This window comes from Marinovum sedimenti, from assembly GCF_054052205.1.
Window position 1 is genome coordinate 2195186 of the sequence record NZ_CM133223.1, and the last position, 17513, is coordinate 2212698.

The 17513-nt window shown below is 59.9% G+C and carries 15 protein-coding genes; 6 read left to right on the forward strand and 9 right to left on the reverse strand.

Going from position 1 to position 17513, the window contains the following annotated elements:
* Positions 1 to 184: 184 nt before the first annotated feature.
* The 7 genes from ACW9UO_RS10580 to ACW9UO_RS10610 all read right to left on the reverse strand — a co-directional run bounded on the left by ACW9UO_RS10580 (position 185) and on the right by ACW9UO_RS10610 (position 8600).
* Positions 185 to 1066 carry an NAD(P)-dependent oxidoreductase gene (locus ACW9UO_RS10580; RefSeq protein ID WP_457085781.1) on the reverse strand — a complete coding sequence of 294 codons (882 nt, stop codon included), beginning with the start codon at positions 1064 to 1066 and terminating at the stop codon, positions 185 to 187.
* A gap of 39 nt (positions 1067 to 1105) precedes the next feature.
* Positions 1106 to 1438: a cupin domain-containing protein gene (locus tag ACW9UO_RS10585; protein ID WP_457085782.1), complete on the reverse strand. Its 333-nt coding sequence runs from the start codon at positions 1436 to 1438 to the stop codon at positions 1106 to 1108.
* Between the two features lie 72 nt (positions 1439 to 1510).
* The gene (locus ACW9UO_RS10590; RefSeq protein ID WP_457085783.1) at positions 1511 to 3811 is read right to left on the reverse strand and encodes a DUF4962 domain-containing protein; all 2301 of its coding nucleotides are present in this window, start codon (positions 3809 to 3811) and stop codon (positions 1511 to 1513) included.
* 102 nt (positions 3812 to 3913) lie between these two features.
* Positions 3914 to 5479: a type 2 periplasmic-binding domain-containing protein gene (locus ACW9UO_RS10595; protein WP_457085784.1), complete on the reverse strand. Its 1566-nt coding sequence runs from the start codon at positions 5477 to 5479 to the stop codon at positions 3914 to 3916.
* A gap of 131 nt (positions 5480 to 5610) precedes the next feature.
* Positions 5611 to 6492, reverse strand: coding sequence for a carbohydrate ABC transporter permease (locus ACW9UO_RS10600; RefSeq protein WP_457085785.1), 882 nt, complete (start codon positions 6490 to 6492; stop codon positions 5611 to 5613).
* 12 nt (positions 6493 to 6504) lie between these two features.
* A complete protein-coding gene (locus ACW9UO_RS10605) occupies positions 6505 to 7500 on the reverse strand; it encodes an ABC transporter permease (RefSeq protein WP_457085786.1) in 996 nt (331 codons plus the stop codon).
* On the reverse strand, positions 7497 to 8600 hold the full coding sequence (locus ACW9UO_RS10610; protein WP_457085787.1) for an ABC transporter ATP-binding protein: 1104 nt from the start codon (positions 8598 to 8600) through the stop codon (positions 7497 to 7499). Before ACW9UO_RS10610 ends, ACW9UO_RS10605 begins: the two co-directional genes overlap by 4 nt.
* Positions 8601 to 8883: 283 nt before the next feature.
* On the opposite strand from ACW9UO_RS10610, the gene ACW9UO_RS10615 reads away from it, so the two are divergent.
* The 6 genes from ACW9UO_RS10615 (at position 8884) to ACW9UO_RS10640 (ending at position 14684) form a co-directional block, all read left to right on the forward strand.
* Entirely contained in the window at positions 8884 to 9669 is a 786-nt protein-coding gene (locus ACW9UO_RS10615) for a GntR family transcriptional regulator (protein ID WP_457085788.1), read from the forward strand.
* 51 nt (positions 9670 to 9720) lie between these two features.
* Positions 9721 to 10857, forward strand: a complete 1137-nt coding sequence (locus tag ACW9UO_RS10620) for a Gfo/Idh/MocA family protein (RefSeq protein WP_457085789.1) — start codon at positions 9721 to 9723, stop codon at positions 10855 to 10857.
* Positions 10854 to 11372, forward strand: coding sequence for a GNAT family N-acetyltransferase (locus tag ACW9UO_RS10625; protein ID WP_457085790.1), 519 nt, complete (start codon positions 10854 to 10856; stop codon positions 11370 to 11372). The genes ACW9UO_RS10620 and ACW9UO_RS10625 overlap by 4 nt, the downstream gene beginning before the upstream one ends.
* A gap of 49 nt (positions 11373 to 11421) precedes the next feature.
* A complete protein-coding gene (manD, locus tag ACW9UO_RS10630; RefSeq protein ID WP_457085791.1) occupies positions 11422 to 12648 on the forward strand; it encodes a D-mannonate dehydratase ManD in 1227 nt (408 codons plus the stop codon).
* An 84-nt stretch (positions 12649 to 12732) separates the two neighbouring features.
* Complete coding sequence (locus ACW9UO_RS10635; RefSeq protein WP_457085792.1) at positions 12733 to 13773, forward strand: DUF475 domain-containing protein; 1041 nt, start codon at positions 12733 to 12735, stop codon at positions 13771 to 13773.
* A 98-nt stretch (positions 13774 to 13871) separates the two neighbouring features.
* Complete coding sequence (locus ACW9UO_RS10640) at positions 13872 to 14684, forward strand: DUF4198 domain-containing protein (RefSeq protein WP_457085793.1); 813 nt, start codon at positions 13872 to 13874, stop codon at positions 14682 to 14684.
* On the opposite strand, the gene gspD is transcribed toward ACW9UO_RS10640, so the two are convergent.
* Both gspD and ACW9UO_RS10650 read right to left on the reverse strand, forming a co-directional pair.
* The gene (gene gspD, locus ACW9UO_RS10645; RefSeq protein ID WP_457085794.1) at positions 14678 to 16591 is read right to left on the reverse strand and encodes a type II secretion system secretin GspD; all 1914 of its coding nucleotides are present in this window, start codon (positions 16589 to 16591) and stop codon (positions 14678 to 14680) included. The genes ACW9UO_RS10640 and gspD overlap by 7 nt on opposite strands.
* Positions 16592 to 16600: 9 nt before the next feature.
* On the reverse strand, positions 16601 to 17491 hold the full coding sequence (locus tag ACW9UO_RS10650) for a type II secretion system protein N (protein ID WP_457085795.1): 891 nt from the start codon (positions 17489 to 17491) through the stop codon (positions 16601 to 16603).
* Positions 17492 to 17513: the final 22 nt, after the last annotated feature.

Below are 17513 nucleotides of genomic sequence, written 5' to 3' on the forward strand. Positions count from 1 at the left end.
TACGGAATTTTGAGAAATGTTGCAGTGTGGAAACCTGCCGTTTTGGGGCAGTTCAGATCAAAATGAACGCAGTTGAGGGCCGGGGCGGCTAAACTTTGGCGTCAGGGTCGGGCAAAGCCGAGCGATTGGACACGGGTAAAACACCGCGTCCACCGCCCCTGTTGGCTTTGCCCCTTAGTGTGCCTTAGCGGGCGAGCTTGAGGAAATAGTCGAATATTTCCGGTACGTTGCCATCGCCCAAACCAGCGTCGACCGCGGCTTGAAGGTTGTTCGAGGTGCCTTCGGCAATCTCGGCCCGCGTGCCCAGATCTTTGGCCATCTCAAGGAAGTACCCAAGGTCTTTGTTGGCGTTGTTGATCGAGAACCCCAGATCGCTCACACCGTCGACGGCGTAGTTCTTGCAGAAGTTCATGAACGGCGAATTCGACGGGCCGGTCGACATAATGTCAAACAGCTGCTGGCGGTCAACACCGGCGCGATCAGCGACGGCAAAGGCCTGGCTCATGGTGCAGACGGTGGTCATGCCCATGAAATTGTTGATCAATTTGGTGACGTGGCCCGAACCGAGTGCGCCAAGATAGAAGACGTTTTCGCCCTGCTCGTCGAGCACCGGCTTGACCTTTTCAAAGGTCTCTTTGTCGCCACCGGCCATGATGTTGAGCAAGCCATCTTTGGCGTGCGCCGGGGTGCGGCCGAGCGGTGCGTCGATCATGCCGGCGCCTTTGGCGGCCAGATCTGCGCCGATTTTGCGGGTCGAGGCGGGGATCGAGGTGCCGAAATCGATCAGCACTGCGCCCTCTTTGATGCCGGCCAGAACGCCGTCGTCAGCATAGACGATTTTCTCGACAACTTCGGATTTGGTCAGGCAGAACATCACGATGTCGCTGGCTTCGGCCAGCTCTTTGGCCGAGGCGGCCTCGCGTGCGTTGCCGCGGTCGACAACAGCCTTCACTGCATCTTTGTTAAGGTCCATGACAACAAGTTCGAAACCTTTTTTCTGAAGGTTTTCAACCATGTTGCCGCCCATAAGGCCGAGGCCGATAAAGCCAATGACAGGTTTAGTCATGCCGTGTACTCCTGTTGGATAGTCTTTAGGTTTGTTGGTTTAGAGGAAATCTTCGCGGTGCGGCGTGAAGATATCCAAGAGCGTTCCCGCCTCGAGGCAGGTCGCGCCGTGTTCGATATTTGGCTGCTTGTAAAGCGAGTCACCGGCCGAAACGATGTGGGTGTCGTCGCCAACAGTGAACTCGAATTTGCCGGAAATCACATAGGTCACTTGCTCGTGCGGGTGGTGGTGACGGGCGGCGACGGTGCCGGTTTCAAAATGAACCTCAACACACATCACGTTGTCATTATAGGCGGCCACTTTGCGCGTCAGCCCGCCGCCGGCGTCAAACAGCTTGTTTTCGCTGCCGGGGAATAGGTTTTTAACAGTCATATCTCGTCTCTTCGATCAAGTTCGAGGGGGCTGCCGGGCACAGGCCCGCGCAGCCGCTTTTCGGTTCGGGGATCAGGTGTTGGCCAGTTTCTTCATCACCACCTTGAACGTGTTCTCGTCCGAGTCGGTGAAGTAGAGATCGGCGTCATAGCCCTGATCGTCCATGAAGTTGAAGATCCGCTTCGGCTCATCAAGCTTGTAAGGCACCAGCAGCGTCGCGATCCGGTGCCGGGTGGCGGCCGGATATTTCGCAGTGAGGCAAGTGCTTACCGGCAGACCTTCGATTTCCGAGGGGTCAACATCGGGGAAGCCGGTGAACTGGCTCAGCTCGGGTTTGCCCGCCTCGGACCAGACCACCTGGCCATAGAAACCTGCGCGCTCGCCGGTGTTGCGGAACGAGGTTTTGCCAAGCTCATACGGCTGGTTGGCATGCAACAGAAAGTCGACCGTGACCGGTTCGGAGGCGTCCACCTTATCGACGATGACAAAGTAGTTGTTGCGCACGAAATAGATCTCGCGCTCGGCCAGGGTCACTTCGGGCGACAGTGACTGATAGGCCGCTGTGGCATCGCCTTTGATATAGATGTGGTCGTCATGCTGTTCGGCGGCCACAATCTTGCCGGTCGCGGCCATCGCGCGGGCTTTGTCCTTCTCGGCGTATTGGCCTTTGCCGTTGATCAGAATGGCGTTTTTCGAGCGGGTTTGACGCCGCCACAGGCGGTGCATCGTCGAGTTGAAGGCGACGTAATAGCCGGATTGGATCGCCATGTCTTCGCCGTAGGCCGACATACAGAAGGCGTTTTGGTCGCCGTGGCTGTGGCTGATCGAGCCGAAAGGCGAGGATTTGAACACCAGCTGGAAGTGGTTGTCGGGGTCCGCCATTGCGTGCTGCACACCGACCCAGCCGATGCCTTTGAAGTGGCGCAGGCCAGAGGGCGGATCGCTGGCTTCGACCTGCGGATAATCCGTCAGATAGGTCAGCTCATCAAAGTTGGTGTCCCACCAGCCCCAGTTGTAGAACGCGCCTTCGGTGCCTGGGTTCAGGCGGGCAAGTTCCTCGTGATACCACTGGTACGCGCCATTGCCGGTGACACCGGCGTATTGGCGCAGGTTGATGCCAGTCTTGATGCAGGGCAGATCGCCCTGCGTGCTGTCATCGCCAAAGGTGGCGCGGCGGGTGTTGGGCGCCTTGCAAAACAGCGGGAAATCCCCGGTATTCTTGAAGAACGGGCGCTTGTAGAGATCGATGCCAGTAAAGCTTTTCAGCCGGTTCGCCGCCTCGATCAGATAGGCCATGCCCATCATCCAATAGTTCGTGCCCTCGGCCCAGCCGCCATCGGCATCGCCCCAAGGCGAATATACGGTGGCAAGGAATTCGATGCAGTAGTTCAGCCAATCGCGGGCTTCGTCATCGTTGTCATCACCCAAAAGCGCGATGCAGGCCGGGATCAACGTAAGCGACACCGAGCGCACGGCGTGGCTGTCATAGGGGAAGAGGTGGATCTTGGCGTTGATGATCGCGTGTTCCGCGATATCGCGGGTGCGTTCCTTCAGGGCGGCGCGCACAGTGGCGCGTTCCTCGTCGGACATCTCATTGTAAAGCCAGTCATATCCCCACGCCAGCGCATTTGTGGCACGATAGGCCCATTCGTCGGTATAGGCGCGCGAGGTGTTGCCCATCGGGTCCCAGCTCGCCGCTTCCAACAGCCATTCCTTGGCGCGGTCGAGCATCGCCTGATCTTCGGTCACAGTGCCGCCGATGGCGAGGTGACGGATCGCGTAGAGGCACTCTTGCAGCTCAATATAGGTCTTGCGCCAGACCGGCGCGGTGCGCTGGTGATTGGGATAGCCCGCAGGCTCTTTCATCACATCGCGGTCCATCCACGGCTGGACCGACTTTTCATAAAAGTTGGCCCAGGTGCAATGGTTGGGATCAGCTTTGACCGCCTTGCGGAAGTCCTTGAGCTGGTCAGCATTCAGCCACAGACGCGGGTGCGACGTGGGCGAATTGGCAAAGCGCGTCTTGCGCGATGGCAGCGGCGTTTCCGGCAGATCGGCGGTGATGCTGAAGGTGCGGTTGCTGCTCCACGTTGTTGTGGGCTTGCCGGTGTCGGCGTCGCATGTGGCATAAGACCAATGGTAATCGCCCGGCGCCAATGCGCTGTCGGGGGTAAAGAAATTCAACGGAATATGAGTGAAAACCTGCGTCGACTTGGCTGGATAGGCCGGATCGGTCGAAACGCGCAGACAATACTGGGTTTCGTCTTCGATCACCGGAATCCAAGTAAAGCGCGGCGGGTTCTCAACAATATCGGTTTGCGCATCCGGAGCGTACTGAATGGTCAAGCGGCCGGTTTTGGGTTCATCGAGCATGGGAGCGTGTTCGCCAGGCATGGGTCAGGTGTTCCTGTGGTTTTAAGGTGGAGGGGGTGCGGCCGGGATCGGCCACACCCTGTTTCAAGAGCTTGGCCAGCCTTAGCCGTACTGACGTTCGTAAGCCGAGTTCATCACCTCAAGGACCTCTTCGTAGCCCATCTTATTGAGGGTCGCGATGTAGGAATCCCAGTCTTCGGCAATGTCACCCGAGCCCAAGATCCAGGCCTGCTGACGCTCCAGCATATAGGTTTTCAGCGACGGCCAGTATTTGTCGAAGACCGCCTGCTCGTCCTGATTGAACGCCACACCAAGGAACTGATCTACCAGCAGATCTTCGGTGTCATAAAGCTCGATACCCTTACGGGCCGCTTCCGACGTCCACTGCCACTCATAGCGGTAATCCTGCGGGTAGCCGCGATAGATTTGGGCACCCTCAAGGTACATCTGGCTGTTCACCGGCGTGTCGGAATTCAACACTTCGTCTTTGAAGATCGGCTCGCCGTCGACCATGTCCCAGGTTTTACCTTCGACGCCAAAGTTGGCCAGCAGCGACCCCTCTTCGGAGAAGTAGTAGTCAAACAACTTGATGGTCTCGACCGGATGCTCGTTGGAAAAGCTGATCGCCCATCCATCGGGTTTGATCGGGATACGACGGTGCTCTTCCATCCGTACACCAGCAGCCGATTTCGGCGGCAGGAACGGGATGAAGTTAAAGCCCTCAACCTTGTCTGCCAGCGCGTCATTATAGCCAGAGGTCGAGGCAAACCAATCGTGCGTCATGCCGCCCAGGTTTTCGCCCAGCAGGAAGTCGCGCGAGGAAGAGCCGCGGGTAAAGATTTCGGCGTCGATCAGGCCTTCGGCGTACCATTTGGCCACATTGGCCAGCGCGGTCTTATAGCTTTCCTGCGCATAGGGGTGCGCGATAGAGCCCTCTTTGGTGACATAGAAATCGTGGTAGGTGTCCGACCCAGAAGAGCGGGCGTCCCACAGCGTCATCAGGCGCAGCACTTCTTCCCACTGACGGGCGAAATAGGGCACTTCGTCTTTTTCGCCGTTGCCGTTGGGGTCTTGGTCGCGGAACGCAACCATCACTTCGTAAAGCTCGTCAACGTTGTCGGGCTGTTCCAGACCCAGCGCATCAAGCCAGTCTTGGCGTACAAACCACGCCCGACCATATTTGCCGTCGGGCAGATACGGAATGTAGTAGTAGTTGCCGTCAAAAGCCGAGATCGCCTCGACCAGACCGGGGTGCTCGTCCCAGAATTTCTGAATGTTCGGCGCATGCTCTGCGACCAGCTCGTTGAGCGGGACAAAGGCACCTTCGGGGCCGTATTGGTTCACCGGCTGCTGGATCAGGTTGCCGCCAACGATGTCGGGCAGATCGCCAGTGGCGAGCAGCAGGTTCATCGCTTCGTTGTTGTCTTTGGTGTTGCGGCCCGATGTCTTGTCGATCAGGTGGATGTTGGTCTTTTCCCGAACAACCTCTTCCACCGGATAAATCACAGCCACGTCACCGCCAACGCCATAACCCTGGGCGCGGGGCCAGTGCAAATGGATCGTCAGTTCCAGCGGCTCGTCAACGATCGGCAGATGGCCTTCGGCAAAGGCCGGGGCCGTCAGCGCCGTGGAGCCAAGAATGGCAAGTGTGAGGGGTAAATTTCGCATGGTGTCCTCCCTTGGTGCGAATATCGAAGTCTTGGTACGCGCCCGGCCCAAAGGCCGGGGTATTGCTGCCCGCAGGGGGGCCATTGGCGTTTCCGGTGAGCGGGGCGTTGTGTCGCCCCGTCCCGGAGCCGCTATTCCTTGACCCCACCGAGCAGGATCCCTTTGGAGAAGTATTTCTGCAGGAAGGGATAGATGCACAGGATCGGGATGATGGAGCAGACGATGATCGCTGCGCTCACGGTTTCAAAGCTGTAGGCGGCGCTCAGGAGCGATGTGGCGAACTCTTCGTCGTCGGACAGTTCGGCAATCACCTTGCGCAAATAGACCTGCAGCGGGATCTTTTCTTCGTCTTGCAACAACACCATCGCCCAGAAGAAGCCGTTCCAGCGCGACACGATGCAGAACAGCGCCACCGTGGCAATCGCCGGTTTCGACAGCGGCATGTACACCTTCCACAGCACCTGGAATTCATTGGCGCCGTCCATCCGTGCGGCCTCTTCAAAGGACTGCGGAATGCCCTCGAAGAAGTTGCGCAGAAGGATGATGTTAAAGCCGTTGACCGCAAAGCCGATGATAATGCCGATGTAGCTGTCGAGCAGGCCGAGATCGCGCATGTTCAGGAAAAACGGGATCAGGCCGGCGTTGAACCACATGGTAAACGCCACCATCAGGTTCCAGAAGCGCCGCCCGTAAAGCTGGGGGCGCGACAGGGCGTAAGCCCCTGGAATGATGAACACAAGGCTCATCAAGGTGCCGCCGATGGTATAGATGAAGGTGTTAAGATACGAGGTCCAGAACAGCGGCTCAGAGAGCACCTGTTTGTACGCCTCAAGCGTGAAGCCAACCGGGGTCAGGATCACATTACCGGCCCGTGCCTCGAAGCCCGTGCTCATCGACAACGATGCGATGTAGATGAACGGATAGAGCGTCGAAATGGTGAACAGCCCGATCAGCACCATGTTGATGATGACGAAAAGCTTGTCGCCGCGGGAATAGAGATTCATGTTGGTCATGGGGTCAGTCTCCTACCAAAGCGACGTGCGCGAATAGCGCTTCGAGATCGTGTTCGCCGTCATCACCAGCACAAAGGCCACCACCGCGTTGAACAGGCCCGCAGCTGCGGCAAGATCGTATTGCCCGCCCTGGATACCCTGGCGATAGATGTAGGTGTTGACGACGTCGGCGGTCTGATACGTGGCCGGCTGATAGAGCAGGATGATCATCTCGAAGCTGACTTCAAGCATGTTCCCGATCCGGATGATCAGCATGATGATGATGGTCGGAAGGATCGACGGGATGGTGATCTTCCACATCATCTGCCAGCGGCTTGCACCGTCAACCACAGCCGATTCATACAGCGTCGGCGAGACGCCGGCGATGGCCGCAAGGTACACAATCGACTGGAAGCCCGCCTCTTGCCAGATGCCGGTGCCGACGAAAATCGGGCGGAACCACTCTGGTTTGGTCAGGAAGTAGATCGAGTCGACCCCGAACCAGCCCAGCACCGTGTTGACGATGCCCGCCGAGGGGCTGAAGGCTGTGATCACAATCCCGGCGATGATCACCGAGGACACGAAGTGCGGCAGATAGACGATGGTCTGCGCCGTCTTCTTGAACCAATCTTTCAGGATCTCGTTGAACATAAGCGCGATGATGATCGGCATCGGAAAGCCGAAGATCAGGCCGTAAAAGCTTATGATCACTGTGTTTTTAAGCGCGCGCAGGAACTGGTCATTGCCAAACAGCGTCTGGAAATGCTCAAGCCCGATCCAGGGGCTGTTCGCCACGCCGCGGAAGATCGAATAGTCTTTGAAGGCGATCTGCAGGCCGTACATCGGCTTGTACAGGAACACCAAAAGCCACAGAATCGTCGGGATCAGCATGACATACAGCTGCCATTCCCGCTTCAGGTGGTCGCCCACCCGCACGATATTGCTGGGTCTGCGATGACGCTGCGCCTCGCGCGCCTCGATCACAAGCTCTTCCGTCTGCCCGACGGTGGGGTCCGTTTCGTTGCTCATTGTTCCAGCACCTGACCGGGCAATGCCTCGCCGCTCTTGGCGTCAAAGACTTTGATCAGATGCGGCGGAATGGTGAAGCCGGACACGCCGTCGAGCACGTTCATCTGGCCGACGGTGTTGGTGCGGATCACGAAAGGTTCGCCCTGCAGGCTGGCGTGAATAAGCGCCTCGGAGCCGAGCGTTTCCACCAGATCAACCTCAAGCGCGACATGGCCGGGATCGCCCGCCGCCGCCACTTTGACAAACTCGGGGCGGATGCCCAGGATCACCTCGGTGCCGACCGCATTGGCCAGCGCGGGCATCTGTTGCAACTGGATGCGCTCGCCGTTGAATTCGGCCACTGGACCCAGATCACCGGCGGCAATCGTCGCCTTGACCATGTTCATCGGCGGCGAACCAAGGAAGCCAGCGACAAAGGTGTTGGCGGGGTTGAGGAACAGCTCCATCGGCGAGCCGATTTGTTCGATCCGGCCGTCGTGCATCACCACAATCCGGTCGGCCAGCGTCATCGCTTCGACCTGGTCGTGGGTGACGTAAATCGAGGTCACGCCAAGGCGTTTGTGCAGGCGTTTGATCTCGGCCCGCATCTGGGTGCGCAGCTTGGCATCAAGGTTCGACAGCGGCTCGTCAAACAGGAAAACCTTGGGGCGGCGCACGATGGCCCGGCCCATGGCAACCCGCTGGCGCTGCCCGCCCGAGAGGTCGGCGGGGCGGCGTTCAAGGTAAGGAGTAAGGCCCAGGATGCCGCTGACTTCCTCGACGGAGGCGGCGATATGTTCCTTGCTTTCCTTGCGGATCTTAAGGCCAAAGGCGATGTTGTCGGCGACGTTAAGGTGCGGATAAAGCGCGTAGTTCTGGAACACCATCGCGACATCGCGGTCTTTGGGAGCAACCCGGTTGACGTGGCGGCCATCGATGGTCAGATCGCCATCGCTGATTTCCTCAAGCCCGGCAATCATCCGCAGCGTCGTGGATTTGCCACAGCCCGACGGGCCCACGAGCACGACAAATTCCTGCTCCTGCACCTCAAGATCGATGCCATGCACAACCTGCACCGCCCCGTAAGCCTTGACGATGCCTTCCAAACGAACTCCAGACATAACCTCTCCCTTTGATAAAATCCAAGCGCCAGACAATCACCTGTGGCGCGGCCTAGTTTGAACCCCGTCTCCCAACTGTGGACGCTAGGGCGATTCGACGTTGATTTCGGACTGGTATACTAGTAAGAAATCTGGAATACTAGTATTAATTAACGAGTCGCCAAGATTTCAGAGCGCCGCCGTTGAAAGGAAATGTCGACATGAAATTTGTCTGTGAACGGGCGGCTTATGCTGGATTGGCCCGAACTCCCTGTCCCGCAACTGTGACGCGCAGGTGGGCGGTATGACAATGATTCGCCGCAGCCATGCAGAGAATGTTACCAACGGCACACCCGCAAGACGGGATTACGCCGAAGTCAGCCGTGAAGAGAACCGGCGCATGCAGCAGAATATGGCGGAAGAGCGCAAGACAGCGGTCGAGGAAATCTATGACCATCTTTCCAGTGAGATCAATGCCTTGCGGCTGTTGCCCGGCGACCGGATCTCAGAGGCGGAGATTGCCACCCGCTTTGGCGTGTCGCGCCAACCGGTGCGCGATGCCTTTGCCCGACTGGCCAACCAAGACCTGCTGTTGATCCGCCCGCAACGCGCCACCGAGGTGAAACGCTTTTCCTCGCGCGAAATCGAGAAATCCCGGTTCCTGCGGGCGTCGGTCGAGTCCGAAGTGCTTCGGCGCGCGGCGGCCCGATTGACCAGCGCCGGAGCGCAGGCGATTAATTGCAGCATCGAGCGTCAGCGCACTGCGATTGCCGCCAAGGATTATCGCCGGTTTCGCGCGCTGGATTACGAATTTCACCGGACGCTGTGCGACATCGCCGGTGTGGATTTCGCGTTCGAGGTGATCGCGGCCGAGAAGGTCAAAGTGGATCGGCTCTGCATGTTGGGCATGGCGAAAGAAGACCGCATGCCCCAGCTTCTCGCCGATCATGAGGCGATTGCCGCTGCCATTGCCGCCGGAGATGCCGAGCGGGCGATTGCCGCCGGCATGGTCCACCTGTCCCGATTGGACGCCACCATCAACGCCATCGAGGCGACCAACGCCCAGTATTTCGAACCCGACTTCGGCTAGTCCCGAAGCCCCGTTTCGCACCCATGTCGACCACAATATCCAGAGGATCCCATGAGCCGTACATTAAAAGTCCTGATCTCCGGAACCGGTTTTGCCGGCCAAGGCCACGCTGACGCTTTTCGCGGGGCCGGGGCCGAGGTGGTGGGCATCGTCGGGCGCACCCCGAGCGTTGTCAAAGACGTCGCCGCGCAGATGAACATCCCCTATGCGGGCACCGATTGGCAGGCGGCGCTGGACGACTGCAAGCCCGACATTGTATCCATCGCCACCCCCGGCGGCGCACATTATGAGCCGATCAAACAGGCCATCGCAGCCGGGTGCCATGTGTTCTGCGACAAGCCGATGACCGACAGTGGCGACACGGCCGTCGAACTCTATGAGCTGGCTAAGGCCAAGGGCGTCAAGACCGCCTATGCCGCCAGTTTTCGCTATTCTCCCAGCGTGCTGCACGCCAAGCGGCTGGTGGCCGAGGGCGTGATTGGCCAGCCGACGGAAATCGAATGCATCTCGCATTTCAACCTTGAGCGCGACATTCCCTTTGGCTGGTCGCACCGCAAGGAAGACGGCGGCGGGCGGCTCAACAACAACTTCACCCACACGCTGTCGATTGCCTGTTCGGTGGTGGGCGAAAAGATCCTTAACATCGCGGGCGAAGTCCGGGACGACCTTGGCCGGGCGCCGATTGTCGAAGGCGTGCACAACTTTGCCACGCGGCGCAATTTCATCCCCAAAGACCTTAACGATCCCGCGTTGAAGTGGGGCGAAAGCAATGTTGAGTGGTCCTACACCGTGATGGCCCAGCTTGAGAGCCCGCTGGCCGACAAACCGGTGTCGGTGCTGTTCAAACACGGCGGTCTGGTGCCGCGGTTCCATGAGGATCACATCGTGTTTTACGGCACCGAGGGCGCGATTTACATCAAGGGGCACTACGGCAGCGGCGCGCTGTCGGTCTATCGTGACAAGGCCTGGCACGAGCAGCCCCTGCCCCAGGATATTGCCAACGCAGTGCCGGATGTGAAGGGCGAGACCGAGCAATGCTGGCACTACCTCGCGCGTGAATTGGTGCGCGATGTGCAAGGCGAGACGGTCGCGCCCTATCCGACATTCCGCGAGGGCAGCCAGTACCAGCAGATCATCGAAGTGATCCGCAAAAACGGCAATTGGACCGATGTGACGGGCCTCGCGTGAGCAAGGTGGCGGCCAAATATGGGAGTACTGGCCCCACCACATCCCCGGCATCCGATCTCGCAATCAAAGAGATCGGATCGCTGACCATACTGCAATTCGAGGCGCTTTGCGTTTTGCGCGTGACAGACAAACAGGCGTTTCAGGGCAAATCCTTCAGCGAGTCCCTCAGCGATTGGGAGCAGGCCGAACCGGGCCAAACGCTTGGGTTTTGCGTGCTTTCGGGGGCGGGGCCGGTGGGCATGATCCTGTTTGCGCGCGGCGCTGATGGATCGGCCTCGGCGCATGGTTTGAAGATCGCCACACAATGGCAAGGGCGCGGTTGGGGGCATCTGGCCTTTCAGCTGTCGGTGGCCGGGCTCAGGCAGGCTTGGCCAGAGATTGCCCGGCTGACGCTCGCGGTCGATGCCGACAACCCCGCCGCATTGGCGGTCTATTCCCGCTTTGGTTTGCACCCATGCGAGCCGCCCCGCCCGGGCAAGCACGGCCCAGAGCATCACCTGCACATGGCGTTTTGACAGCGCCGCCACCCGGCGGGCGAGTACATTCAAGAGGAGGAACATTCAGATGAAAATTACTGATGCACAGGTCTTTGTCGGCGGCCCGAAAAAGAACTACGTCACCCTTAAAATCATGACGGATCAAGGGGTTTACGGGCTTGGCGATGCCACGCTGAACAACCGCGAGACCCTGCCTGCGAAGTATCTTCAGGATTACCTGATCCCCAATATCATCGGCATGGACCCCCGCAACAGCGAGGACATCTGGCAGTTCCTGTATCGCGGTGCCTATTTCCGCGGTGGCCCCATTTCGATGGCCGCGTATGGCGCGATCGACATGGCGCTGTGGGATATCAAGGGCAAGCTGGCGAACATGCCGCTGTACCAACTGTTCGGCGGCAAAAGCCGCGATGGCGCGATGGTTTATGCCCATGCCACCGGCTCGGACCTCGAAGATCTGATGGAGAGCATCGCGCATTATGTGCAAACGGGTTACAAGGCCGTGCGCGTGCAATGTGGCATCCCCGGCATGCCGACCGCAAGTTATGCGGTGCCTACGGAAAAGGGCAAGAACAAGCATTACATCAGCGATTTCAGCGGCATAAAACCAACGGTCGAGGTTTGGGACACCGGCAAATACATGCGCTATATGCCGGAGGCGCTGGCCGAAATTCGCGCGCGCTTTGGCCCCGATTTGCATATCTTGCACGACGTGCATCACCGGCTGACCCCGCGCGAAGCGGCGGAATTTGCCAAGGCGGTGGAGCCGGTCGGCCTGTTCTGGCTCGAAGACCCGACCCCGGCCGAGGATCAGGACGCGCTGCGCCTGTTGCGCCAGCATTCGACGGTGCCGGTGGCCATCGGTGAGGTGTTCAACTCGGTCTACGATTGCAACAAGCTGATCGAACAGGAGCTGATCGACTACATCCGCGTCGCGGTGACCTATGCGGGCGGCATCACGCCGGTCAAAAGGATTGTCGACCTTGCCGGGCTGCACCACGTCAAAACCGGCTTTCACGGCGCCCCAAGCCATTCGCCCCTGTGCATGGCGGCGCAGGCGCATCTCAACGCTTGGGCCCCCAACTTTGGGGTGCAAGAATACCTGGTTCTCGGCACGCCGGAATGTGACGCGCTGTTCCCATCGGAGCATAAGATGGAGAACGGCATGGTCTATGTCAGCGATGCGCCGGGGCTTGGCGTCGACTTCGACGAAAAGGAAGTCGCGCGCTACGAATACCAGCCCGGCAGCCATCCGGTGGTGCGTCTCGAAGACGGCACCATGTGGAATTACTAAGCCTTCGCCCGCCCCCTCGGGCACCCGAACCGCCCTGTGCCGTCGCCCATAACGCGACAGCACAGCGCCCATCAGGACAGAACAATGAACCCGACCCTCAAATACTTTCGCTGGCCCTTCCTGTTTACCGTCGTCGGGCTGATCCTGGCCTATTGGCTGGGCTATCAGACCACCGGAACGCTCGCGGGCGCGCTGTCGTTCTTTCTGATCGGCACGGTGCTGGCGATCCTCGAAATCTCGCTCAGTTTTGACAACGCCATCGTTAATGCCAACATCCTGCAAACGATGGAGCCGAAATGGCAGCACAGGTTCCTGACCTGGGGCATCGTGATTGCGGTGTTCGGGATGCGGATCGTCTTTCCACTAGCGGTGGTGACCATTGCGGCCAAGATCGGCCCGATCTCGGCCGTTGTACTGGCCGCCACCGACCCCGGCGAATATGCCCGCATCATGGACGAGGCGCACATCGGCATCTCGGCCTTTGGCGGCACGTTCCTGATGATGGTGGCGCTGACGTTCTTTGTGGACCACTCGAAAGAGGTCGACTGGATCCGGGTGATCGAACAACGCCTGCGCAAATGGGCCTCGATCCGCGGGCTCGAGATTGCCTTTGTGCTGTTTGCCGCGCTGATGATCTCGGTGGCGCTGCCCGACGCGGAAGGCGCGACCTTCTTGTTTGCCGCCGTTTGCGGCCTTGTCACCTTCCTTGCGGTCGAACTGCTTGGGCACTTCCTTGATGCCGAAAAGGATGCGCAGGATATGGCGGTCCGGGGCGGGCTGGGCGCATTCCTGTACCTCGAAGTGCTCGACGCCAGCTTCTCGTTTGACGGGGTGATCGGGGCGTTTGCGCTGACGCAGAACCTGTTCCTGATCGCCATCGGCCTTGGCATCGGCGCCTTCTATGTGCGCTCGATGACCATCATGTTGGTCGAGCGTAAGATGCTGACGCAGTTCCGGTATCTGGAACATGGCGCGTTTTATTCGGTGCTGGTGCTGTCGGTGATCATGTACGCGCAATCGCTGTGGCATGTGCCGGAAATCATCACCGGACTGCTGGGCGCGACAATCATCTGCGCCTCGCTTTACGCCTCGATCCGCTACAACCGCAAGCAACAGGCGGCCTGAGCGCTAGCGCGAACGTGACCCAAGTTTCGCGTCTGGCCGTCGATACTTGGCGCAATGCTGCTACATTCGGGGAAACCCTTTTGCAGTTAGGTGATGCAATGCGTGCCAAGACAATGACGACGCCGGTTCTGGCTTTGGTGGCCTCGCTTTTCGCGGGGTCGCTTGCGGCGCACGAGGTCTGGATCGACGCGCAAAAATGGCAGGTCGCGCCGTCGGATATCTTCAAGGCGAACCTGCGCAATGGCGAGCTGTTTGAGGGCATTCCGCTCGGGTGGTTTCCGCCGCGCATCAAGCGCGCGGTGGTGATGTCGAGCGGTCAGGTGTTTGATTTGCAAGGCCGCGCCGGGGACATGCCGGCGTTTAATATCAAGGTGGCTGAGCCGGGCCTGAACGTCGTGGGTTATGAAAGCACGCCCTCGGCGCTGACCTATGACAATTACGAAAAGTTTGAGAGTTTCGCGGTGGAAAAAGGCCACGCGGCGCTGATTGCCGATGCGCCGCCTGTTGCCGCCCCGCGCGAGGTGTATTCCCGCCACGCCAAGGCGCTTTTCGCGGTTGGCGCGGGGGCTGGGGCGGATGCCGCGCTGGGATTTGAGATCGAGCTGGTCGCGGAAACCAACCCTTACACCCAGCCGCAAGAGCCGATGCGCGTGCGGGCGGTTTACCAGGATGCGCCCTTGGCCGAGGCGCGTGTGACTGTGTTTGAACGCCACGCGGATCGCACCGTGAATGTGACCCATGTGACCACCGATGCCGAGGGGCGCGCGGAATTTGCGCTCGCTCCGGGGCGCACCTATCTTGTGGACACGGTCATGCTGCGCAAGGCCTCTGGCGCGACCGTGGCGAAAGAACAGGCGATGTGGGAATCGCTTTGGGCGTCGCTGACCTTTGGCACGCCAGAGGCTCAGTAAAGCCCGTCGATTTCCAGCGGTATCTTCTGAACTTTGCGTGATTTCAACAGGTTGCGCGGCAATTCATCCGCGTCGGCACTGCGCAGACGCTGAAAGCGTTTCTGCGCCACCGCTTCCATCTTGTGCTCGCTGTCGATCACCGTGGGGCGCATGAACACAAACAAAGTGCGCCGCGTTTGCTGGCGGTTCTTTGATTTGAACAGCTTGCCGATAATCGGCGCATCGCCCAGGCCCGGTACTTTGCTGTCGATCGCCTGACTGTCATCGGTGATCAGCCCGCCAAGCACAACCGTGCCGCCGTCGCGGGCCTGCACCGTGGTCTCGATCAGCCGCCGGTTGGTGATAAGATCGGCGGCGCCCTGCACCGTGGTGTTGACCAGCGATGACACCTCTTGCGTGATGTCGAGCCGCACAATGCCGCCTGCCGTCACGCGCGGCAGCACTTGCATCGTGATCCCGACATCGCGGCGTTCGATCGTGGTAAAGGGCGTGGCCGTATTGCCATTGGTGGTGAAGGAACCGGTGCGGAACGGCACGTTCTGCCCCACGACAATGGAGGCGGCGCGGTTGTCCATCGTGGTGATCGACGGCGTCGACAACAGGTTGGCGCGGGTCGATTGTGACAGCGCCTGCACCAGAATGCCAAAGTCGTCGATGGTGCCGCCAAGGGTGAGGCCCGAGGCCAACGCCCCGGCCTGATTGACGCCCAGCGCCGACAGAATGGCCGACAGCGGCGCGCCGCCATTGTTGAAAGAGGTGGCCGCAAAGCCGCCTTCGGGCAGGTTCTGACCGATGCCCAGTTGCAGGCCAAGCCGGTCGGCCACATCGCCAGAAACCTCGACAATCGCCGCCTCGATCATGACCTGTGCGCGGCGTTTATCCAGCGCTGCGATCAGTTGCACAACTTCGGCCACCTGCCGTTCGGTGCCTCGGATCACCACGGCGTTGGTCTCGGTCGAGGGCTGCACCGAAACCTCGGGCACGGGGCCAGAGGCCACCGGAGCGCCCGCCGCTTCGGCCTCAGCCACCGGATTGGCAAGGTCGGCCCCGCCCCGAATGGTGTTGGATGCAATCTCGGCCACGGTTTCGGCATCGCCGAATTTCAGCTGATAAATATGGGTGCGCAGCACGGCTTGCGGGCTGCTGCGCGGGGCGCGGTCAAGATCACGCGCCAGTTGGCGGATTTCGGCCAGATCAATGTCACGGCCCCGCACCAACAGCGCATTGGCCTGCGGATCGACAGAAACACGCGCGCCGGTGCCAGAGGTGCCCAGCACCTCGGTGATGGCGACCGCCACGGTGGAGGCATCAGCATAGGTAAAGCGGATCACCTCGGTCTGGAGGTTTTCCGGCAGGTCAAACGTCAGCGCGATTTCGGCGATCCGGTCGACATTGGCACGGGTGTCGGTGACGATAATGGCGTTGGGATCGGTCAGCGCCTCGATATAGCCGTTGTCGGCAATCAGCGGCCGCAGCACGCGCACCGCCTCTGCCGAGGGCAGCCGGTCAAGCGGCAACAGCCGGGTGACGAAATCTTGTTCGCCCGCGCGTCCGGCCCCGGTCAGGGTGCCCCCTTTTGAGCGCGCCTCGGCCTCTGGGATAACCTCCCAGATCACGCCGCTTTCAATCGCAACAAAGCCGCGAACCCGCAGAATAGACTGAAACAATGACCAGACTTCGGTGGGCGACAGCGCCTTGGCCGACACCACCGTGACCGGCCCCTGAAGCGCCGGGTTGATGATCAAGGTGCGCCCGGTGATTTCCGAGACCTGCTCGGCCAGGACCGTAATCTCGGCATTGCGCAGGTTGATGATAAAGGTTTCGCCGTCCTGTGCGCTTGCCGGTACCGCCAGCAGCACAGCCCACACAAAGGCCGCCGCCTGAATAATCTGCCGAAAGCCCCGCATCGCAACCCCTTACTTCAACGAGAATGTCATCAGGAGGGTCTCGCCGGACCGTTCCACCTCAAGTCTCGCGACGCCTGCGGTCGCTACTTGATCGTAGAGCAGGCGGTCCTTGTCAACGTTCCCGACCGTCTGGCCGTTAAGCCGTGTGACAATGTCGCCCGGTTGCAACCCTGCCAGCGTCACGCCGATGTCGGGATCTTGGGTGATGCGATAGCCGCGCCCGGTTTGTTCTACGCCAATGGTTTTCATGACTTCCGCCGGATCGCGCTGGATGCGGCCGCGCCACATGTCGATGTATTGATCAACTGTTTCAGGCGGCGGCGCATCGCGCAGATCGATTGATCCGCTGCCGGTGCGCAGAGCCGCCGCCAGCCTGTCCATCGGCGTGATCGGTGATGCCGAAGCATCGGCAACCTCTGGTGCGGTGTCAGCCCCGTCCTGATCCATAAGGCCGTCAAAGCCCAGTTCGCGCGGGATGCCATCAATCTCAAGCATCACAGAGTCGGCCATCACATCGGTCAGCACGGCCCCCTGCGCCACAGCTTCACCAATGCGAAACGAGGCTGTGGTCTTGCCGTCCGAGATAAAGGCGCGCGAGGTGGCGGAGTCGTGATAGGCAAACACCCCACGCAAAAACACGTCGAGCTTGACCGGCGCGGTCACCGCTGCTGTTGCTGTCTGCACGCTGCGCGCCTGTTGCCCGAACAAGGCTTTGTCGCGTATCGCGGCAAGGTTGGGCGCGGCCGCAGTTGCCGTGTTCAAAGGCGCAAGGATGGCGGGCGGCAGGGTGGAAACCCGCGCCAAACGCAGCCATCCCATGTCATTGGCTTGCCAGACGAGGCTTGCCGAAACGCCAGCAACGGCGAGAACCGTCATCAGCCAGAGCTTTTTCGCTGTCATATCCATATCCTCCTACCAAGCC